Here is a 20,188-nt window from a genome sequence, read left to right as displayed (position 1 = left end):
TTGGCGGCCTGGTACCGGTCGGTGTGTGTGCGGGGCGCGGCCTTACGGTCCCGTCCGGTGCGTGTGCGGAGCACGGTTCGTCCGGTCGCTCTGTCTTACCGGGCGCGGGTGCGGAGTCCGGCCTGCTTGGCGGCCTGGTACCGGTTGGTGTGTGTGCGGGGCGCGGCCTTACGGTCCCGTCCGGTGCGTGTGCGGAGCATGGTTCGTCCGGTCGCTCTGTCTTACCGGGCGCGGGTGCGGAGTCCGGCCTGCTTGGCGGCCTCGTCTCGGGCGGCGTGCGCGCGGGGCCCGGCCGTCCGGTCCCGCCCCGGCCGTGTGCGGAGCACGGCCCGTTCGGTCGTCCCGTCCCAGGCGACGCGCGTCCGGGGCCCGGCCTGTCAGGCCGCCCCGTCCCGCCCGGTGCACGTGCGCAGTCCGGCTCGTCCCGCCCGCCGGACTCACCGGGCGCGCGCCCGCTCGGCGCGCGCCCGTCCGCCGCCGTCGCCCGCCGTACCCGTACAAGCCCCCGCAGCGCGCACACCAGCAGTGCCAGCCAGCTGCCCGTCAGGGTGAGGAGGCCCAGTAGGCCCTGTTCGCTCAGTACCAGCAGGTACATGTTGTGCGGGGACAGGAGCGGCTGTCTGCGGAAGGCGGCGCCCGCGCCCTCGGTGTCGCTGCCGGAGGAGAGGGCAAGCGACGCGTGGCTGTCGCGGTACTCGGGGAACCCCTTCAGGCCGACGCCGGTCACCGGGTGCTCCCGCCACATCCCGGCCGCCGCCGCCCACATCGTGTACCGGTCGGTCACCGACCGGTCCGGCGCGTCCGTGACCTGCGTGATGCTGCTGATCCGCTCCTGGAGCAGCGCCGTACCGATCCCGAAGCCGCCCACCAGGACGACGCCGACAGCGGCCACCACGGCGCCCGCCCTCAGCGCCCGCCGCACCCCCGCGAGCCCCAGCTGCACCGTCAGCGCCACCGCCGTGGCGATCCACGCCCCGCGGCTGAAGGACAGCGCGAGCGGCGCCAGCAGCGCGAGCCCGCACCCCGCCGCGGCAACCCGCTGCCGTACCGGCCCCGCGCCGAGCGCCAGACCGGCCGCGCAGACCAGCCCGAACGACACCACGGTCGCCATCCCCATGACGTCCGCCGCCCCGAACGTCCCCACGGCCCGGATCTCCTCGCCCATGTACGAGGCACCGGTCCCGGTCGCGTACTGGTGCACGCCCAGCGCCCCCTGCCACAGCGCGAGCGCGACGAACGCCCAGCACAGCAGCCGCAGTTCACGCCGGTCCCGAACCAGCAGCAGCACCGCCGCCGGGACCAGTACGAAGATCTGGAGCTGGCGGACGAACCCGGCCAGGCCGGCCTCCGGCGACACCGCCCCGGCCGCCGCGACCGCGATCCCGGCCACCGGCAGCCCGAGCACCACGGCCGCGGCCGGTGACAGCGGACGCCGCCGCTGCCGTACGAGACGGACCACGCAGTACGCCACCAGCAGCCCGGACGCGGCGTCGGCGGCGGTCGCGCCCCCTTCACCGCCGGGCGCGACGGGCAGCGCGAGCAGAGCCACCACCGCCAGTACGGGCAGTACGGGTAGTACGGGTAGTACGGGCGATAGGGCTGATAGGGGCAGTGCGGGTGACGCGGGTGTCCACCTTGGGGCCATGCGGCTCAGCTCCCCGTCGGCCGCAGCAGCGTGACCGCCGTACGCAGCAGGATCCGGACGTCCTGCCACAGCGACCAGTCGTCGATGTAGGCGTTGTCGAAGCGGCAGCGGTCCTCGATCGAGGTGTCGCCGCGCAGCCCGTGGACCTGCGCGAGCCCGGTGATCCCGGTGCGCATCCGGTGGCGGGCCGCGTAGCCGGGGTAGGTCTGGCTGAACTGGGTGACGAAGTAGGGGCGTTCGGGGCGCGGGCCGACCAGGCTCATGTCGCCCCGGAAGACGTTCCAGAGCTGGAGCAGCTCGTCCAGGGAGGTCCGCCGCAGGAAGCGGCAGAACGGGCGCATCTCGTGCTCGTTCGCCACACTCCACCGGGTCGCCGCCTCATGGGCGTCGGCCGGACGGTGCGTGCGGAATTTCAGCAGCGTGAACGGCCGGCCGTCCTTGCCCACCCGTTCCTGCCGGAAGACCACCCCGGGCCCGTCGCCGAGCCGCAGCACCACCGCGCACACCAGCAGTAACGGACTCACCGTCAGCAGCAGCGCCCCGGAGACCAGTACGTCGAGGGCCCGCTTGCCCGCACCGCCCGGCACCCCGGCCGCCGCCACGGGCCGGCACGCGAACCCGGCGAGCCGCTGCCGCCCCGGCAACCCGTACGGACCGGCGCCGACCAAACCCGCGCCGACGGCACCCGCGCCGACCGGACCCGCGACGACCGGACCCGCGACGACCGGACCCGCGCCGACGGGACCCGCACTGGCCGGATCGAAGCCGCCGCCGGCCGGATCGAAGCCGCCGCCGGCCGGGCCGAAGCTGCTGCCGGCCGGGCCGAAGTCGCTGCCGGCCGGGCCGAAGCCGCCGTCGGCCAGTGGCGGGCCCGCGTCGACCATCCAGAGCCGGCAGCCCGACTCCGCCAGCGCCCGCAGCAACGGCGTGTCCTCGGCGCGCGGACCGACGACCAGCACGGTCCGTACCCCGTTCTGGATGACCGCCCGCTGCACCTCCTCGCCGGTGGTCAGCACCGGCAGCCCGTCGCCCTCGGCCGCCTGCCGGTCCACGACACCCACCGGCCGTACGCCGCAGTCCGGGTGGCGCAGGAAGGCCGCGGCGACCCGCCGGGCCGTGGCGGCGGGCCCGGCGACCAGCGCCGCGGACGGCCGGCGGACCAGCGCCCGGCGCCGCCACCCGTGCACGGCCTCCCGCCCCAGACAGCTGACCGCCGACTGGAGCAGGATGCCCGGCACCAGGTTCCGCGCGGACAGCGCGTCGGCCGGGAAGAACGCAGCCAGCAGGGCGGCGAGCGCGCACCAGCCCACGGCGATCCGCCCGCAGACGGCGGGCAGTTCGTCCAGCGCGGCGGGTACGGCGGGCGCGTCCGTGGGCCGGTACAGCGACGCGCGCGCGTTCAGCCCGAGCACCACGACCAGCAGCAGCCCGGCCGGCAGCAGTCCGGCCGGCAGCAGTCCGGCGGGCAGTACGCGGTGCTGGACCGGGGCGCACAGCAACGCGGCGGTCAGCGCCGCCCCGGCGTCCACGGCGGGCAGCGGCAGCCGCGCGGCCCGCCGGACAGGGGCGCGGCGGCCGGCCCCGTCGAGCCGGAAGCCGTCGGCGGCCTCGCGCGGAGGGATGACCGAGACGGGCGAGAGTCCCTGCTCCCGTGGCTGCCCGCCGGGGGAGGGGACGGTGCTTTCCGCAGTCACGTGTTGCTGGACTCCCTGCGTTCGGTGGGTTCGCCGCACGGGGCGTGCGCCGCTTGCCGCGCGGCGAGCAGTTCGCGGTACACGTCCGCGACCGCCGCCGCCGTGTGCCGCACGTCGTGCGCGGCCAGTACGTGACTCCGGCCCCGCCGGCCGAGCGACTCGCGCAGCGGCGGGTCGGCCAGCAGGGCGCACAGCGCTCCGGCGAGCGCGTCCGGGTCCTCAGCGGGCACCAGACACCGGCCGGGCAGCGCGGGCGGCAGGCTTTCCCGGGCGCCGTCCACGTCGGTCAGCACGACCGGCCGCCCGCACGCCATCGCCTCCAGCGGCGCCAGGGCCATGCCCTCCCAGCGCGACGGCAGCACCACCAGGTCGGCGGCCCGGTACCAGGGGACGGCGTCCGCGGCGGCCCCGGCGAACAGCACCGATCCGGGCGCGGCGGCCCGCAGCGCCGCCGCGTCGGGACCGTCCCCGACGAGCGCCAGCCGGGCCCCCGGCACCCGCCGGACCACCGACGGCCACGCCCGCAGCAGGACGTCCTGCCCCTTCTGCCGGCACAGCCGCCCGACACAGACCACCAGCGGCCCCGCCGCCCCGGCCCCGTGTACAGACTGCGCAGTCGCAGTCGCAGTCGCAGTCGCAGTCGCAGTCGCGGTCGCGGTCGCAGTGGAGGTGGAGGTGGAGGTGGAGGTCGCGGCGTCTGCGGGTACGGTCCGTGCGGTCGCGGTGTCGGCGGGTACGGTCCGTGCGGTCGCGGTGTCGGCGGGTCGGAAGCGCGTCGTGTCGACCCCGTTCGGGACGACCCGCCAGGCGGCCCGTACGCCCGCCCGTTCCCCGGCCGCCCGCTCCGCCTCGCTGACGCACACCACGCGGGAGGCCCAACGCGCGCCCCACCGCTCCCACTTCACCGCGAGCGCGGCGGTCGTCCCGCCCACCGCCGCGAACGACCACGCGTGCGGCTGGAAGACGGTCGGCACCCGGCCGCGTACGGCGAGCCGGACCGCGAGACCGGCCTTGGCGCTGTGCGCGTGCACCAGGTCGGGACCCGTCTCCCGGACGATCCGGCCGATGTCGCGCACCTCCCGCGCCAGCGCGGGGCCCGGCGACCGCGTCGCCCGCCACGGCCGTACGGCGCAGTCCAGCAGGCGCAGCGCCGCGGTGAGCCCGCTGTCGTCCGGGCAGGCGACGGTGACCCGCAGCCCGGCGGCGAGCTGAGCCCGTACCAGGTCCAGGACCACCCGGGCGACTCCGCCGTCGACCGGCTGGGTGACGTGCAGCACCCGGATCGCGGAAGTGGCTGACTGTGGCATACGCGGTTCCTCGCTCGCGGCACGTTGACTCCCCCGTCGGTGTCCCGTGAGTCCCAGCGGCCTCAGGAGCAGCGCAACTCTAGCCCGCTATCCGTATTTTCCGGTGAAAGCGGGCAACTGTGTCGGAATGGTGAAGTGTGGGCATCTAGTGTCACCCCATTGGGGGCGCAACCCGTATGCGTGCCACGCGTTGACACAACGCCGGGCATGTCCGCCCGGATGTTGTGTCGAACCCCAAGGAGCATTTCTCCATGTCGCGTATCGCGAAGGGCCTGGCCCTGACCTCCGTTGCCGCCGCCGCCGTGGCGGGCACCGCCGGCATCGCCGCCGCCGACAGCGACGCAGGTGCCGCGGCCGCCCACTCCCCGGGCGTTCTGTCGGGCAACGTCCTGCAGGTGCCCATCCACCTCCCGGTCAACGTCTGCGGCAACACCATCGACATCATCGGCCTGCTGAACCCCGCGTTCGGCAACACCTGCGTCAACAACTGACGCGGACGTACCCCTTCTGCCGGCCGCCCTCCCCGACGGGAGGGCGGCCGGCCGCGTTCCCAAGAGGGGGCGGCCGGATCGCCTTCTTGGCAGGGGTGGTCGGATCGCCTTCTTGGGAGGCGGCCGGAGGGCGTTGGCCCGAATGGCCGGGGCGGGTGCCCTGCCCCCGTTCGGACCCTCCGCAGGCGCCTCACCAGGGACGACACGGGCGCGGGCGGTGGTGCGCCGGGTGCGGGCGCGGACGACCGGTTGCAGCGGCGGGTCACCGATTCCACGGTGATCAACGGTGGTCAAAAAGCTCCACGCAACCGTCGCAACCGTCGAAAGGGAACTTCCATGCGCGCACTGTCGGCACGGCGCACCGCCTCCTGGGCACTCTGCGCCACGTTCCTCACCGGGATCGCGGCACCGGCCGCCACGGCGGCCGAGGGCGGCCCGGCGCGAGAACCCGGCCGTGCGGCGCAGCCCGTCCCCGGCGCGGAGGGGCTGCTCGGCCAGGTCTCGGTGATCGCGGACGTCGGCGGCGGCCTCCTGACTCCGGTCACGGACCTGCTCGGCGCCGTCCTCAGGGCGGACGGCGGACAGCTCTCGGACGCCGAGGCGACGAAGCTCGGCGACGCGGCGAAGGGCGCCGTCGCCCGGCTCCCCGAGACCGGTACGGCAGCCACGGCGCCGGCCGCCACGACACCGGCCGCCACGACACCGAACCCGCAGGCCGACACGCCCCACACCCTCCCGGCGGCGGTCGTCCCGGCCCCGTCCCTGCTCCCGGCCCTGACGGATGGCGCGGACGGCGGCGGCCGCGCGGACCCGGCGCCCCCCGCTGTCGACAGCCCGCTCGCCAACGGGACTTTGGCCGGCCGCGCGGACCTGACAGGCGACCTGGAGGACCTGGTGGACCGCCTGGTCGCGGCGGCCACCGCGAAGAACGGCGCGATCGGGAACAGCGCGACGGCCGGGAACAGCGCGGCGGCCGGGCACGGCACGACCGACGGGGACGGCATGACCGGTGGGGACGGCATGACCGGTGGGGACGGCACGACCGATGGGGACGGCATGACCGGTGGGGACGACCTGACCGCGGAGAACGACGTGACCGCGGAGAACGGTGTGACCACAGAGAACGACGTGACCGGCGAAGGCGGTACCGGAGTGCTTCCCGTGATCACGAACACGGTGGGCCAGGTGATCGGTCTCGTCACACAGACCGTGCTCGGCGGTGGCAGAGGCCCCGTCGCCTGAACGTGCGTTCCGGCCGTCCGGCCGCCTGCACACGCGTGCCGCCGTCCGGCCGCCCTCCCGGGGGACGGCCGGACGGCGGTTTCATATGAGGATCCGACACACCGTTCATTCGGGTGGGTTCACGGGCGGGTTCGGGGAATCTTCGCCGCGCGGGGTTTCCGGCGCGTGCGGGCCTCGTTGCTCAGGGAGCAGTGAGAGGCCAGGCATCCGCATGCCTGCAGCGAGAATTCCCGCCGGTGACGCGAGTCGCCGAAGAAAGGAACACGATGAAGTCCCTGAAGGCTGCCGCTGTCGTTGCCGGTTCCCTCGTCGCCGCTGGTGCCGCCGCGCCCGCCTTCGCGCACGACCCCGGAGAGCTCACGCCCACCAGCCTGAACGGCGGGGTGAACACACTCACCAGCCAGCGGACCATCGACTTCAAGGATCTGTCGCCGCTGCAGCACCAGTCGGACACCCTCGACACCGAGAACGAGGATTCCGTGCTCAGTACGGTGAACGGCGCGACGGACGCCCTGAACGCCAACGGCGGCCCCCTGCGCATGCTCGGCGGACTTCCGCTGCGTGGCTAGTCATCTGATTTCATCGCGTGTCCTTGCGGAATGCCGCACGAACGCGTCCTTAGGGTGGTGCCAATTCCCCAAGGAAAGGACCGACGATGAACTTCGCCAAGAAGGCGGCCGTGCTTCTCGCCGCCACCGGCATGGCTCTGGGTGCCGCCTCTGTGAGCGCTTCTGCGGACTCCGGGGCCAAGGGTGCCGCCGTGAAGTCTCCGGGAATTCTCTCGGGCAATGTCGTACAGGTTCCCGTGCACGTTCCGGTCAACGCCTGCGGCCTGAGCGTCGACGTCATCGGGCTGCTGAACCCGGCCTTCGGCAACACCTGCGTCAACAAGTGACCTGAGCGCCGGGCGATCCGGAACGACAGTGACCTGAGCGCCGGGCAATCCGGAACGACAGTGACCTGAGCGCCGGGCAATCCGGAACGACAGTGACCTGGCCGCCAGGCGATCCGGAACGACAGTGACCTGGCCGCCGGAAGATCCGAAGCGACGCCGAAAGGGCCGACTCCGTATTCCGCGGATTCGGCCCTTTCGCCGTGTTCGACCGCGATTCCCTCGATCGTGTGGACACCTTGCGAGAAATCACCCGGCCGGGTGAGTGAGCGGCCGGGTGAATTCCGGCGCGTCGATAGGGTTCCGCGGTGACCTCAACGCCAAGTGAAACAGCCCCTTTCCGTCCCGCAGATCTCGGCACCCTGGTCGTGATCACCTTCAGCGGGGAAGCCCCCGACGGCGGCGACATGCCCTACCTTCTCGCCTATCCGCTGGGCGACGGGCCGGGCGGCCCGGAGGGTTCCACCGCGGCCGTGGAACATTTGCTGCGCAGCAACAAGCTGTCCGTCGGAGACGAGATCGTCGACGGGACCCGCATGCCGAGCCTGCCCGTCACCCTCCTCGTCGAGGCCGGTCAGGCGGCCATCAACATGCCGTATCTGAGCGCCCAGTGCACCGTGCCGCCGGGATGGCTCGCCGCGGTCGAGAAGCGCGGCTACGCCTACTTCCTGTTCGCCACCCGCCCCTGGCCCGAGGCCGTGCCCGGCGAGCCCGTCGAGGCGGAGAGCCTGACCGCCTTCGCCGGCGACGAGGACGTACTGAACAGCGCCGCGCACGTACTCCTGCCCGCGCGGAGTCTGCGCAAGAACTGAGGCTGTCCGCGGGCAGCCACCGGTTCGGCTCCCGGCGGCCGGGGGTGGTCGCGCGGCCGCCGCTTCCCCAGCTCCCCGGCGGCACCGCCGCCGCATCCGGCAAGGAGAGCGCCATGTCCGTCAGCAGAGTGCCGGCGCCGCCCACGGCGGTCCCGCCGCAATCCCCGTCTCCGCCGCAACCCCCGTCTCCGCCGAAGCCCCCGTACCCACCCGAACCGTCGCACCAGCTGGAGCCGTCGAACCAGCCGGAGCCATTGAACCGGCCGGAGCCATTGAACCGGCCGGGCTCCTCGTACCCGCCGGGCTCCCCGTACCCGTCCGAGCGGTCTAACCCGCCGAGTTCCCCGTACCCGCCCGAGCCGTCGAGTCCGCCGGAACCGCCGGCCCCGGTGGCCGCCGGGAGCCGAAGCCGTCGCAACGTCCTGCGCGCGTTGTTCGCTTCGGCCGTGGCCGCGAGCGCGATCCCGGTCGGCGCGGCGTTGCGGCCGCAGCGTGCCGAGCGGGTGGTCTCCGACCCGGACGACGTGGCGAACACCTTCGAGGAGACGTACCGGGGCCGCCGTATCCGCGGCGTCTGGTCGGGCGCCGACCGGGCCGCCGACGGGGGCGGCCGGTGGGACGTCACCGTCGACGGGCGGCCGCTGCACCTGATGCGGCGCGCGGACGGCAGCTATCTGAGCGCGGTCGACCACTACGCGTCGTACCCGACGCCCCTGGCCGCCGCGCGCGCCGCCGTCGACGAACTGGGCCCCTCGCAGCATCTGCCCGGCACGGTCGCGGGCGCGCGCGGCCACGGCGTCCACACGTAGGCGGGGGAGCGGGATGGCCTATACGCGCAAGGACGTCGCCTCCCTGACCCGCGCCGAGCGGCGCCGGTTCGTGGCCGCGGTGCTGGAGGTCAAACGCCGGGGCGAGTACGACGCGTTCGTACGGACGCACATCGACTACTACGTGTCCGACGGCGACGGCAGACTGCGCGCCGCCCACATGGCGCCCACGTTCTTCCCCTGGCACCGCAGGTTCCTGCTGGACTTCGAACGGGCGCTGCGGCGGGTGGACTCCGCGGTGAGCGTGCCGTACTGGGACTGGACGCGCAGCCGGTCGGCGGCTTCGGTGCCCTGGACCGCGGACCTCCTCGGCGGCAACGGCCGCCGCTCGGACCACCGGGTCACGTCCGGGCCCTTCGCCCATGCGCACGGCAAGTGGACGATCAAGGAGGGGGTGACCGACGCCGACTACCTCACCCGGGACTTCGGCCGCCCCCACGACCCGACCACCCTGCCGACCGCCGCCGACGTGTCCAGGGCCCTGGCCGACCCGGTGTACGACGCCGAGCCGTGGAACTCGACCTCCGCCGAGGGCTTCCGCAACAGGCTGGAGGGCTGGGCGCCGGGCAGGGGGAACGCCGCCTGGCGCAACCACAACCGGGTGCACCGCTGGGTCGGCGGGCACATGCTGGGTGGCGCCTCCGTCAACGACCCCGTCTTCTGGCTCCACCACTCCTTCGTCGACCTTCTCTGGTCGCGCTGGCAGCGGCGCCACGGGGGCCGTAGCGGGGGCGCCCGTTACCTCCCGGCGCGGCCGCCGGGACCGGGCAGTTCGCAGTACGGCCGGATCGTCGCACGCCACGAGGCGATGCCCCCGTGGGACGTGACACCGGACGAACTGGAGGACGTCGGGAGGATCTACCGCTACGCGTGATGGGCGCTACGCGTGAGCAGCGCTACGCGTGAGCGGCGGCTCGCGCGCCGCGCGTTGGCGTGGCGCGGCTTCCGCGGTCCCACCGGTCGTACGCGAGACCCCCGGCGGCAACGGCCGTCGGGGGTCTCACAGGTGGGCGCGCCGATGTACGGCGAGTCAGTGGCCGTAGCCCTGGTGCTCGTGCCCGCTCTGGTTGACGCAGGTGTTGCCGAAGGCGGGGTTGAGCAGACCGATGATGTCGATCGTGTTCCCGCACAGGTTGATCGGCACGTGCAGCGGGATCTGCACCTCATTGCCGGAAATGACGCCGGGCGAACCGACGGCGGTGGCACCGGCGTCCGAGTCGGCCGTGGCCAGTCCGGCCCCGCTGAGCACCACGGCGCCCGTACCGAGAGCGACGGCGGCGGTCTTCGCGACGCGATACATCACGTTCTCCTTAGATTCGGGGAAGATATCGGCCGCACGAAAGCGGCCGCACTTCTCCTTCAACGCGCCCGTTCACGGGGGGTAACGGCGATCTTCGGTGCGTCACCCGTTCCGAACAGGACTTTCCGCACCGGCCTTTCGGGATCCTCACGTTCCGTGAGCGCGCCGGGTATCGGTGGACGCTCCCCGCGCAGTTGGCACGCGCGTCGCGGCCGGGGCGCGGGGCGGCCGGCGGCGAGCCGGACGGCGCGGGTCCGGCGTTTTCGCGCCGCTTTCCCCGCCGCCCGTGAAAACGGCTCGGACCAGCAAAAAGGCCCTCCCATAGGGAGGGCTCTCAGTGGGCGCCCCCGGCAGGACTCGAACCTGCGGCCAAGCGCTTAGAAGGCGCCTGCTCTATCCACTGAGCTACGGGGGCCGGGTGTGGTGGCCTGTGTCCAGGTGCCCGGGTGTGGGCTGATCCGTGACCTTGCCGGGGACAAGGATAGGGCTCCCGCGTCCGTGTCCCTGGTGCTTCCCCTCCGTGGCTCGATGTGGAGGTTCGGTGAAGCGATCCCGATAATCGCAGGCAGGTGCGAATCGTGCATCGCTTTTGGCGTCTGACGCACCGGGTGTTGTGCACTCGTTATGCCTGCGCCCCAGTCGTCCCTTCCGCCCCCTGTGTCCTGTCGGCGCGCAGGTGCGTCCATATGCTTCAGAAAGACTCTAAAATTGGGCATTCTTCGCATGTGGTGACCTTGGACGTACGGCCTCAGCTGCTCGACGCACTTTCCGCCCTGCGCGACCGTGTCGCTGCCGCACGCTTCCCGCTGCCCCTGGCGGGGGCTCCACGCGCGCGTGCCAACCGCGACGAACTGCTCGCACAGCTCGACGACTATCTGGTGCCCCGGTTGAGAGACCCCGAAGCGCCCTTGCTGGCCGTGGTCGGCGGCTCCACCGGGGCCGGCAAATCGACCTTGGTCAACTCCCTCGTGGGGCGCAGGGTCAGCGAGGCCGGCGTGCTGCGGCCCACGACACGCACACCGGTGCTGGTGTGCCACCCGGAAGACCATCACTGGTTCAGCGGGATGCGGGTGCTGCCCGACCTCACGCGCGTGTGGGTGCCCCATCAGGAGCCGGGGGACGAACTGCCCTCCACGGTCGAGCGCGGGGAGCGGGTGCTGCGGATCGAGACCGCGGACACGCTCCCGCCGGGTCTCGCCCTCCTGGACGCGCCCGACATCGACTCCCTGGTCGCCGACAACCGCGTCCTCGCCGCCGAACTGATCTGCGCCGCCGACGTCTGGGTGATGGTGACCACGGCCGCCCGGTACGCCGACGCCGTCCCCTGGCACCTGCTGCGCACCGCCAAGGAGCACAAGGCGACCCTGGTGACCGTCCTCGACCGGGTGCCCCACCAGGTGGTCTCCGAGGTGTCGCGGCAGTACGGCGCCCTGCTCGCCAAGGCCGGCCTCGGCGAGGTGCCCCGCTTCACGGTGCCCGAACTGCCCGAGTCGGCATGGGGCGGAGGGCTCCTGCCCGCCACCGCCGTCGCGTCCCTGCGGTCCTGGCTCGCCCACCATGTGCAGGACCCCGGGGCCCGGCACCGCGCGGTGGCCCGTACCGCCCACGGGGTCCTCGACTCGCTGAAGTCCCGGATGCCGGAGCTGGCGAGCGCGGTCGCCGCCCAGCACGCCGCCGCCCTGCGCCTCACGGCCGCCGTCGACGGGGCCTACGACAGCGAGTACGCGCGCGTGAAGGGCCGTCTGCAAGCCGGGGCGGTGCTGGCGGGCGACGCGCTGAAACGCTGGCGCTCCTACCCGCTGGACTGCACCGCCGGTGAACTCCTGGACGCGCTCGTCGAGAGCCTCGGCGCGCTGCTGCTGTGCGCCGTCACCGCCGCCGACGAACGCGTCGACGAGGCGTGGCGCCGGGAACCGGCCGCGGGCGCGCCCGAACTCACCGACCGCGACCCGACCCTGGAGAGCGCCGAGCACCGCATCGGGATGGCCGTACGGCGCTGGCGGCGGGTCCTCGAGGAGTACGCCGAGGACGAGGTGCGCGACCTCGACAAGAGCGTCGCCCCGGACGCCGACGTGGTGGCCGCGCTGGTCGCCACCGCGCTGCTGGGCGGCCGCCGGGCCAGGTCGGCCGGCGAGGGGCTGGCCGAACGGATCGGCGCGCACGGTGCCCTGCGGCTGCGGGACCGCGGCGGGCGGCTGCTCACCGAGTACCTCGACCGGACCCTGAACACCGAGCGCGAGCGCCGCCTGGCGCCGCTCGACGCCCTCGACGTGCACGCGGAGCCCCAGGCCGAACTCATCGCCGCGCTGTCCGTACTGCAGAAGGAGAGGTGACCGCGGTGACTGCCGTGGACGACCACACGGATCACGCCGACCGTCCCGAGGACGACCCCGCGCAGGACGGCGGAGCCGGGGAGGCCTCTTCCGGGACTTCCGGGTCCTCGGGGTCGCCGGGCTTCCTCCGGGGGCGGCTGAGGCGCGGGGAGGGGCGGCGCGAGGAGCGGCACGCGCGCGTGAGGGCCGACGGGTCCGGGGGCTCCGGCAGGTCTCGTCAGGGCGGCCGGGACCGGGACCGGGACAGAGGCACGGACAGCGGCGGGAGCGGGGACAGCGGCGGGGACGGTGACCGTCCCTGGGAGGAGCGGTCCGGTGACGTCTTCGACTCCGAGGATGTCTTCGACGGCGAGGCCGGGCCCGGCTGGGACGACGGACTGATCGCCCGGCGTGTGTCCGAGGCGGAAGCCGCGCACCAGGTGCCCGTGCTGGAGAGCAGGCCCGCCGCATACGGGTCACCGGCTCCGCTCGCCTACGAGGGGCCGCTGAGGTCGCGCCTGGACGCCCTGCGGGAGCTGGTCGGCCTCTCCCGCACCCGTCTGGACAGCAGGACGCTCTCCGAGGCGGGCCGGGTGCTCGACGAGGCGGCCGCCCGGCGCAGGCTCTCCGGGCAGCACACCGTGGTCGCCATCGCGGGCGCCACCGGCAGCGGCAAGTCGCAGCTCTTCAACGCGCTCGCCGGCGTGGCCATCTCGGAGACCGGGGTGCGCAGGCCCACCACCGCGGCGCCCATCGCGTGCAGTTGGAGCGACGGCGCGGCCACGCTCATCGACCGGCTCGGCATCCCCGGCCGGCTGCGCAGGCGGCCCGTGCAAAGCCCGGAGGCGGAGGCGCAGCTCCGCGGACTCGTCCTCGTGGACCTGCCCGACCACGACTCGGCGGCCGTACAGCACCGCGAGCAGGTCGACCGCATCCTGGGTCTCGTCGACGCGGTCATCTGGGTCGTCGACCCGGAGAAGTACGCCGACGCGATCCTCCACGAGCGCTATCTGCGGCCCATGGCCGCGCACGCGGAGGTCACTTTCGTGGTCCTCAACCAGATCGACCGGCTGCCCGGGGAGGCCGCCGACCAGGTGCTCGACGATCTGCGGCGACTGCTCGACGAGGACGGCATCGCGCTCGGCGAGTACGGCGAGCCGGGCGCGACCGTGCTGTCGCTGTCCGCGCTCACCGGGGACGGCGTGGGCGAACTGCGCGACTCACTGGGACAGTTCGTGGCCGAGCGCGGCGCCCCCGCCCGCCGCGTCTCCGCCGACCTGGACGTGGCCGCGGCCCGGCTGTGGCCGGTCTACTCGACCGGACGGCGCGCCGGGCTCAGCGAGGAGGCCCGCGACGAGTTCGCGGGGCGGCTCGCGGACGCCGTGGGCGCCACCGCAGCGGGGGACGCGGCCGAACGCGCCTGGCTGCGCAACGCGAACCGCGCCTGCGGCACCCCCTGGCTGCGGCTGTGGCGGTGGTACCAGGACCGGCGCGAACCTCCCACGGGGCGGCTCGCCGTCCGGGCGCCCGCGGACGAGGAGGCGACCGCGCGCCAGCGCGTCGAGCAGGCGGTGCGCACGGTCGCGGACCGCGCGGCCCACGGACTGCCCGCCCCCTGGGCCCAGGCCGTACGGGAGGCGGCCGTGCGCGGGGCGCAGGGACTGCCGGAGGCGCTGGACGAGCTGGCGGTGCGCACCGGCGGCCCGGCCGGGCGGCCGCCGCGGCCCGGCTGGTGGCCGGTCGCGGTGTTCGCGCAGGCCTGCATGACGCTCGTCCAGGTCCTCGGCGGCCTCTGGCTGCTGGGGCAGATCATCGGCTTCATGTCGCCCAACCTCGGCGTGCCGGCGCTGCTGATGGCGGCGGGCATCGTCGGCGGCCCCGTGGTCGAGTGGAGCAGCAGACTGGCCGCGCGGGGGCCCGCCCGCAGATACGGGCTCGAGGCGGAACGGCGGCTGCGGGAGGCGGCCGCCGGGTGCGGCAGGGCCCGCGTCCTCGATCCGGTGGCTGCGGAGCTGCTGCGCTACCGGGAGGTGCGCGAGCAGTACGGGAGGGTGGTGGGGGTCCGGGTCTAGCCCGGCCGGAGCCGATGCCCTTGTGGAGAACCGAGTCGGCGGATGCCCCTGTGGAGAACCGAGTCGGCGGAATCTCTCGTTCGGGGCACGGAGTTGTCCACAACCGGCCGGTGCTCCACAGGGCTCAGCGGGCCCGGCCCGACGGAGGCAGTCTGATCACGCGGCGGTCGCACGGACGCGACCGCCGCACCGGACGCAGCCGTACGGGCCGGGCCCGTACGCGTATCGGCCCGGCGCCGCAGCCGGGCAGAGGGAGGGGTTCGCGATGAACGAGACGATGATCTGCGCGGTGGGGAACGTGGCGACGCAGCCGGTGTACCGGGAGCTGGCGTCGGGGGCGTCGGCGCGGTTCCGGCTGGCGGTCACCTCGCGGTACTGGGACCGCGAGAAGAGCGCCTGGACGGACGGGCACACCAACTTCTTCACGGTGTGGACGAACCGGTCGCTGGCGACGAACGTGGGAGCCTCCCTGTCGGTGGGCGATCCGGTCGTCGTGCAGGGCAGGCTGAAGGTGCGCACCGAGACACGTGACCAGCAGAGCTGGACGTCCGCGGACATCGACGCGGTGACGGTCGGTCACGACCTGTCGCGGGGTACGTCGGCGTTCCGCCGCCCGTCGAGGGAGGGCGAGCCGGTCGCGGCGGCACCGAGTCCGGAGCCCAACTGGGCGACGGACCAGCCGAGTCGGGCCGAGACCGCTCCACCGCAGGCGGAGCCGGCCGCGGTGACCTGACGAAGTGCCGTGTTGTCAGTCATCGGCGGGTTTGGCCCGGGTGCGGCCCATTGGTGGGGCTGTGCCGGAAAGTTCGCCTCCACTGACCGATAAGCCCTGCTCACAGGGGGTTCTCAGCCATAACGATTCCGATTCGGATCGGTTATCGGATGACATGATCGTGGGGAGAGTCGCGCCGTCTCCCTAGGATGCCGGGCATAGCTCACGGGGCTTCTGATGCTGCTGGTGGGACAAATCCCCCTGTCAACGGGCCCTGCTCGAAGGGTGATTCTGTGCTTTCTTCGTTCTCTGTGTGGTCCGCGTGCCGCCGAGGAGCCGCGCGTCTCGCCGCCGCCACGGCGGTGTCCGGGCTCGTCGCCACGGGCGCCCTGGTCACGGCGGGTAGCGCTGTCGCCGAGGAGCTTCCGCAGAGCCAGGGCGGAGCGACCGCGACGATAGGCGGGCTGAAGACGTACGGCGACGCCGTGATCCACGGCGACGACGGCGACCAGCAGGTCTCCGCGGGGCTGTTCGAGATGTCCGTCGACAACGGCGGCATGCTCCAGACCTACTGCATCGACATCCACACCCCGACGCAGAAGGACGCCAAGTACCAGGAGACCCCCTGGAGCGGTACGTCGCTCCAGGCCAACGCCGACGCGGGCAAGATCCGCTGGATCCTCCAGAACTCCTACCCGCAGGTGAACGACCTCGCCGCACTGGCCCAGAAGGCGGGAGCGAGCGGTCTCACCGAGCAGGACGCGGCGGCCGGCACCCAGGTGGCCGTCTGGCGGTACTCCGACGGCGCCGACGTGGACGCCGTGGACCCGCAGGCGGAGAAGCTCGCGGACTACCTGGAGAAGAACGCGCGGAGCGTCGCCGAGCCGGAGGCGTCCCTGACCCTCGACCCGCCCGCCGTCTCCGGTCACGCCGGCGAGCGGCTCGGCCCGGTGACGGTGCACACGAACGCGGACAGCGTGACGGTCACCCCGCCGGCCGAGGCCGCCGCCGACGGCGTGAAGGTGGTGGACGACAAGGGCGAGGAGGTCACCTCCGCGGCCGACGGCAGCAAGCTCTACTTCGACGTCCCGGAGGACACGGAGGACGCCACGACGGCGCTCACGGTGCAGGCGTCCACCACGGTGCCCGTCGGCCGGGCCTTCACCTCCGAGACCAGGAGCCAGCCCCAGATACTCGCCGGCTCCAGTGAGTCGACGGTGTCCGCGACGGCGACGGCGGGCTGGGCGAAGAAGGGCGCGATACCCGCGCTGTCCGCCGAGAAGGACTGCGCCAAGAGCGGCGTGGACATCACCGCGGCCAACCAGGGCGACGAGGACTTCACCTTCGAGCTGATGGGGACCGAGTACACCATCGGGGCCGGCGCCTCGCGAACGGTGACGATCCCGCTCCAGGAGGACCAGGCGTACGACTTCACGATCACGGGGCCGGACGGCTTCGAGAAGCGGTTCGCGGGCGTACTCGACTGCGAGACCCAGGGCAGTGGGACCGGCACGACGACCCAGACGGTGAGCGAGCCCAGCCCGGCGACGGCGGGCGGCACCTCGGGCGGCGGCACCGACCTCGCCGAGACGGGCAGCTCGAACGCCACCCCGATCATCGCGGGCGTGGCCATCGCGCTGGTCGTCATAGGCGGCGCCGCGGTGCTCTTCGTCCGCAAGAAGCAGGACTCCGCCAAGGACTGAGCGAAACCAGCACCTTGACAACTTGACAGTGAGTGGCCGAACGATGACTCTCTGTGACCCCGCGGCCCCGGCCCGCCTCCCGGGCGGCCGGGGCCGCCGCGTCGGCCGCCCGCCGAACCGGCCCCAGAACCCCAGGTCGGAGCCGCTGACCCGAACGGGTTTCCCTCCAGGGGTGGCGGTCGGGCAAGATGGGGTGTATCTGCCCACTGCCGATTTCAAGCGTCCGGACGGTTTCTCTTGGCTGAGTTCATTTACACCATGCGCAAGACGCGCAAGGCGCACGGCGACAAGGTGATCCTCGACGACGTCACCTTGAACTTCCTGCCCGGAGCGAAGATCGGTGTGGTCGGCCCGAACGGCGCCGGCAAGTCCACCGTTCTCAAGATCATGGCCGGCCTCGAGCAGCCGTCCAACGGTGACGCCTTCCTCTCGCCGGGCTACTCCGTCGGCATGCTGCTCCAGGAGCCGCCGCTGGACGAGTCCAAGACGGTCCTGGAGAACGTGCAGGACGGCGCGCGCGAGATCATGGACAAGCTCAAGCGCTTCAACGAGGTCGCCGAGCTGATGGCCACCGACTACTCCGACGCGCTCCTGGACGAGATGGGCAAGCTCCAGGAGGACCTGGACCACGCAGGCGCGTGGGACCTGGACACCCAGCTGGAGCAGGCGATGGACGCGCTGGGCTGCCCGCCCGGCGACTGGCCCGTCACCAACCTCTCCGGTGGTGAGCGCCGCCGCGTCGCGCTGTGCAAGCTCCTCCTCGAGGCGCCCGACCTGCTGCTCCTCGACGAGCCCACCAACCACCTGGACGCCGAGTCCGTGCAGTGGCTGGAGCAGCACCTGGCGAAGTACCCCGGCACCGTCGTCGCCGTCACCCACGACCGGTACTTCCTGGACAACGTCGCCGAGTGGATCCTCGAGCTCGACCGCGGCCGTGCCCACCCCTACGAGGGCAACTACTCGACGTACCTGGACAAGAAGGCCGCCCGCCTCAAGGTCGAAGGCCAGAAGGACGCCAAGCGCGCCAAGCGGCTCAAGGAAGAGCTCGAGTGGGTGCGGTCCAACGCCAAGGGCCGCCAGGCCAAGTCCAAGGCGCGACTGTCCCGCTACGAGGAGATGGCCGCCGAGGCGGACAAGATGCGGAAGCTGGACTTCGAGGAGATCCAGATCCCGCCGGGCCCGCGCCTGGGCAACATCGTGGTCGAGGTCAACAACCTCAGCAAGGCGTTCGGCGAGAAGGTCCTGATCGACGACCTGTCCTTCACGCTGCCGCGCAACGGCATCGTGGGCGTCATCGGCCCGAACGGCGCGGGCAAGACCACCCTGTTCAAGATGATCCAGGGCCTGGAGACGCCGGACTCCGGCGACATCAAGGTCGGCGACACCGTCAAGATCTCCTACGTCGACCAGGGCCGCGAGAACATCGACCCGAAGAAGACGCTGTGGGCCGTCGTCTCCGACGAGCTGGACTACATCAACGTCGGCCAGGTCGAGATGCCCTCCCGCGCGTACGTCTCCGCGTTCGGCTTCAAGGGCCCGGACCAGCAGAAGCCGGCCGGCGTGCTCTCCGGTGGTGAGCGCAACCGCCTCAACCTGGCGCTGACCCTCAAGCAGGGCGGCAACCTGCTGCTCCTCGACGAGCCGACCAACGACCTCGACGTCGAGACGCTGTCCTCCCTGGAGAACGCGCTCCTTGAGTTCCCGGGCTGCGCCGTGGTCGTCTCCCACGACCGGTGGTTCCTGGACCGGGTGGCGACGCACATCCTCGCGTACGAGGGCGACTCCAAGTGGTTCTGGTTCGAGGGCAACTTCGAGTCGTACGAGAAGAACAAGATCGAGCGGCTCGGCCCGGACGCGGCTCGTCCGCACCGCGCCACCTACAAGAAGCTGACCCGGGGCTGATCTTGCGGTACCTCTACCGTTGCCCGCTGCGCTGGGCGGACATGGACGCGTACGGCCATGTCAACAACGCGGTCTTCCTCCGCTACCTGGAGGAGGCGCGCATCGCGTTCCTGTTCCGCCCGGAGAAGGACTTCCAGCAGGGGTCCGTGGTGGCGCGCCATGAGATCGACTACAAGCGGCAGTTGGTCCACCGGCACGCCCCGGTGGACATCGAGCTGTGGGTCACCGAGGTGCGGGCGGCCTCGTTCCGCATCGAGTACGAGGTCAAGGACCCCGATCAGGTCTACGTCCGGGCCGCGACGGTGATAGTGCCGTTCGACTTCGAGGCCCAGCGGCCGCGCAGGATCACCGCCGAGGAGCGGGAGTTCCTGCTGGAGTACCAGGACGACCAGGCCGAGGCCGTCGCCGCATGACGGTCCTGCATCTGGCCGACGCGGGGGAGGCGGCGGATCTCGCCGCCTTCCTCGCCCGGCTGATCCACTACGACCGCGCGGCCGCCGTGCGGTTGCAGGCGTCCGGCACCGCGCTCGCGGTGTTCGGGCGCCCGCCGTCGTTCGAGGTCCTCGCGGTCCGTACGGCACGGCTCGACAAGCCGTACGAGAACGGGATCGAGGCCACGCTCGACGTGACCGTCTCCGCGGGGGAACTCCTGGAGTCGCTCGACGAGCCGGCGGCGACGGCGACCGTGCCGGGCGCCGTCACCGGACCGCCGTGGGCCGGGGTGCTGCCGCCCCGCGGCGGCTGGCAGCGCGAGCCGGGGCTGCCAGGTCCGACCGCGGTACGGACGATGGTCGCCGCGGCGGTGGCCGAGTTCCGGTCCCGTACCGAGGAGCTGGCGGCCGAGCGGCGCACCCGCGCCGAACTCGACCGGATCGGGCGGGAGATCTGGTCCCGGCCGGTCGGCGACACCGGCCTTCCGGTGCGGGCCGCGCACGCGGCGCAGTCGCTCGGCTTCCTGCGCCCGCCGCGTCCGGACGCGGCCGACGAGGAGCGGCTCGGGCTGTACTCGTCGGGGGCGTGGCTCAGGCTCCGCACCCCGTACGGCTCGATCGCCGTGCGCAGGGCGGGGACCGGCAGCGGCGCGCTGGGCGTCAGCGTCCGCTGACCGTCACGCCCCGGCGCCGTCCCGCCGGTCGTTGATCCCCCGGCCGTCGTCCCGCTGGCCGCCGTGCCCCCCCCCCCCCCCCCGCGGGGGGGGGGGGGGCGCCGCCCGCCCGCGGGGGGGGGCGGGGGGGCGGCCCGCGCGCCCCCCCGCGGGGGGGCGCGGCGCCCCCCCG

At 73.1% G+C, this 20,188-nt stretch carries 17 protein-coding genes, 1 tRNA gene and 1 pseudogene; 14 read left to right on the top strand and 5 right to left on the bottom strand.

All coding sequences use genetic code 11. The annotated features are described in order from the left end of the window. Positions 1–481 precede the first annotated feature (481 nt). From ACFV6E_RS12750 to ACFV6E_RS12740, 3 genes and pseudogenes are all read right to left on the bottom strand, one after another. Positions 482–1,645: pseudogene (locus ACFV6E_RS12750) on the bottom strand (O-antigen ligase family protein); the annotation flags it as partial. Between the two features lie 5 nt (positions 1,646–1,650). Next, on the bottom strand, positions 1,651–3,339 hold the full coding sequence (locus ACFV6E_RS12745; protein WP_385461090.1) for a sugar transferase: 1,689 nt from the start codon (positions 3,337–3,339) through the stop codon (positions 1,651–1,653). Next, a complete protein-coding gene (locus ACFV6E_RS12740; protein WP_385160615.1) occupies positions 3,336–4,646 on the bottom strand; it encodes a glycosyltransferase in 1,311 nt (436 codons plus the stop codon). The genes ACFV6E_RS12745 and ACFV6E_RS12740 overlap by 4 nt, the downstream gene beginning before the upstream one ends. A gap of 251 nt (positions 4,647–4,897) precedes the next feature. Between ACFV6E_RS12740 and chpG the strand changes: the two genes are divergently transcribed. The 7 genes from chpG (at position 4,898) to ACFV6E_RS12705 (ending at position 9,784) form a co-directional block, all read left to right on the top strand. Further along, positions 4,898–5,137: a chaplin ChpG gene (chpG, locus tag ACFV6E_RS12735; protein ID WP_385160614.1), complete on the top strand. Its 240-nt coding sequence runs from the start codon at positions 4,898–4,900 to the stop codon at positions 5,135–5,137. 336 nt (positions 5,138–5,473) lie between these two features. After that, entirely contained in the window at positions 5,474–6,379 is a 906-nt protein-coding gene (locus ACFV6E_RS12730; RefSeq protein WP_385160612.1) for a hypothetical protein, read from the top strand. Positions 6,380–6,645: 266 nt separating this feature from the next. Then, on the top strand, positions 6,646–6,948 hold the full coding sequence (locus tag ACFV6E_RS12725) for a hypothetical protein (RefSeq protein ID WP_385160610.1): 303 nt from the start codon (positions 6,646–6,648) through the stop codon (positions 6,946–6,948). Positions 6,949–7,034: 86 nt separating this feature from the next. Beyond that, complete coding sequence (locus ACFV6E_RS12720; protein ID WP_385160608.1) at positions 7,035–7,274, top strand: chaplin; 240 nt, start codon at positions 7,035–7,037, stop codon at positions 7,272–7,274. A 305-nt stretch (positions 7,275–7,579) separates the two neighbouring features. Further along, positions 7,580–8,083: a DUF5949 family protein gene (locus ACFV6E_RS12715; protein ID WP_385160606.1), complete on the top strand. Its 504-nt coding sequence runs from the start codon at positions 7,580–7,582 to the stop codon at positions 8,081–8,083. Positions 8,084–8,529: 446 nt separating this feature from the next. Beyond that, positions 8,530–8,892 carry a tyrosinase family oxidase copper chaperone gene (locus ACFV6E_RS12710; protein ID WP_385160604.1) on the top strand — a complete coding sequence of 121 codons (363 nt, stop codon included), beginning with the start codon at positions 8,530–8,532 and terminating at the stop codon, positions 8,890–8,892. A 13-nt stretch (positions 8,893–8,905) separates the two neighbouring features. After that, on the top strand, positions 8,906–9,784 hold the full coding sequence (locus ACFV6E_RS12705; RefSeq protein WP_385160602.1) for a tyrosinase family protein: 879 nt from the start codon (positions 8,906–8,908) through the stop codon (positions 9,782–9,784). A 156-nt stretch (positions 9,785–9,940) separates the two neighbouring features. On the opposite strand, the gene ACFV6E_RS12700 is transcribed toward ACFV6E_RS12705, so the two are convergent. Beyond that, positions 9,941–10,210 carry a chaplin gene (locus ACFV6E_RS12700; protein WP_385160600.1) on the bottom strand — a complete coding sequence of 90 codons (270 nt, stop codon included), beginning with the start codon at positions 10,208–10,210 and terminating at the stop codon, positions 9,941–9,943. 342 nt (positions 10,211–10,552) lie between these two features. Continuing rightward, a tRNA-Arg gene (locus tag ACFV6E_RS12695) sits at positions 10,553–10,625 on the bottom strand. A 310-nt stretch (positions 10,626–10,935) separates the two neighbouring features. Between ACFV6E_RS12695 and ACFV6E_RS12690 the strand changes: the two genes are divergently transcribed. The 7 genes from ACFV6E_RS12690 to ACFV6E_RS12660 all read left to right on the top strand — a co-directional run bounded on the left by ACFV6E_RS12690 (position 10,936) and on the right by ACFV6E_RS12660 (position 20,016). Continuing rightward, on the top strand, positions 10,936–12,543 hold the full coding sequence (locus tag ACFV6E_RS12690; protein ID WP_385160598.1) for a dynamin family protein: 1,608 nt from the start codon (positions 10,936–10,938) through the stop codon (positions 12,541–12,543). Next, positions 12,540–14,594, top strand: coding sequence for a GTPase (locus ACFV6E_RS12685; protein WP_385160596.1), 2,055 nt, complete (start codon positions 12,540–12,542; stop codon positions 14,592–14,594). Before ACFV6E_RS12690 ends, ACFV6E_RS12685 begins: the two co-directional genes overlap by 4 nt. Before the next feature lie 265 nt (positions 14,595–14,859). Then, a complete protein-coding gene (locus ACFV6E_RS12680; RefSeq protein WP_385160594.1) occupies positions 14,860–15,327 on the top strand; it encodes a single-stranded DNA-binding protein in 468 nt (155 codons plus the stop codon). 272 nt (positions 15,328–15,599) lie between these two features. After that, positions 15,600–17,009, top strand: a complete 1,410-nt coding sequence (locus tag ACFV6E_RS12675) for a Cys-Gln thioester bond-forming surface protein (protein WP_385461087.1) — start codon at positions 15,600–15,602, stop codon at positions 17,007–17,009. Between the two features lie 237 nt (positions 17,010–17,246). Continuing rightward, the gene (gene ettA, locus ACFV6E_RS12670) at positions 17,247–18,911 is read left to right on the top strand and encodes an energy-dependent translational throttle protein EttA (RefSeq protein WP_385461084.1); all 1,665 of its coding nucleotides are present in this window, start codon (positions 17,247–17,249) and stop codon (positions 18,909–18,911) included. Positions 18,912–18,913: 2 nt separating this feature from the next. After that, a complete protein-coding gene (locus ACFV6E_RS12665; protein WP_385461081.1) occupies positions 18,914–19,324 on the top strand; it encodes an acyl-CoA thioesterase in 411 nt (136 codons plus the stop codon). Next, positions 19,321–20,016, top strand: a complete 696-nt coding sequence (locus ACFV6E_RS12660; RefSeq protein ID WP_385461078.1) for a hypothetical protein — start codon at positions 19,321–19,323, stop codon at positions 20,014–20,016. The genes ACFV6E_RS12665 and ACFV6E_RS12660 overlap by 4 nt, the downstream gene beginning before the upstream one ends. The last annotated feature ends 172 nt before the right edge of the window (positions 20,017–20,188 follow it).

Source organism: Streptomyces sp. NPDC059785 (genome assembly GCF_042732375.1).
Classification (GTDB): domain Bacteria; phylum Actinomycetota; class Actinomycetes; order Streptomycetales; family Streptomycetaceae; genus Streptomyces.
Note: the sequence above shows the minus strand (reverse complement) of the source record. Positions and strands in the feature narration are given on the sequence as shown.

Coding starts and splice junctions, on each gene's coding strand:
- ACFV6E_RS12740 (WP_385160615.1), bottom strand. CDS start 4,646: ATGCCACAGTCAGCCACTTCCGCGATCCGGGTGCTGCACGTCACCCAG.
- chpG (WP_385160614.1), top strand. CDS start 4,898: ATGTCGCGTATCGCGAAGGGCCTGGCCCTGACCTCCGTTGCCGCCGCC.
- ACFV6E_RS12730 (WP_385160612.1), top strand. CDS start 5,474: ATGCGCGCACTGTCGGCACGGCGCACCGCCTCCTGGGCACTCTGCGCC.
- ACFV6E_RS12725 (WP_385160610.1), top strand. CDS start 6,646: ATGAAGTCCCTGAAGGCTGCCGCTGTCGTTGCCGGTTCCCTCGTCGCC.
- ACFV6E_RS12720 (WP_385160608.1), top strand. CDS start 7,035: ATGAACTTCGCCAAGAAGGCGGCCGTGCTTCTCGCCGCCACCGGCATG.
- ACFV6E_RS12705 (WP_385160602.1), top strand. CDS start 8,906: ATGGCCTATACGCGCAAGGACGTCGCCTCCCTGACCCGCGCCGAGCGG.
- ACFV6E_RS12700 (WP_385160600.1), bottom strand. CDS start 10,210: ATGTATCGCGTCGCGAAGACCGCCGCCGTCGCTCTCGGTACGGGCGCC.
- ACFV6E_RS12680 (WP_385160594.1), top strand. CDS start 14,860: ATGAACGAGACGATGATCTGCGCGGTGGGGAACGTGGCGACGCAGCCG.
- ACFV6E_RS12660 (WP_385461078.1), top strand. CDS start 19,321: ATGACGGTCCTGCATCTGGCCGACGCGGGGGAGGCGGCGGATCTCGCC.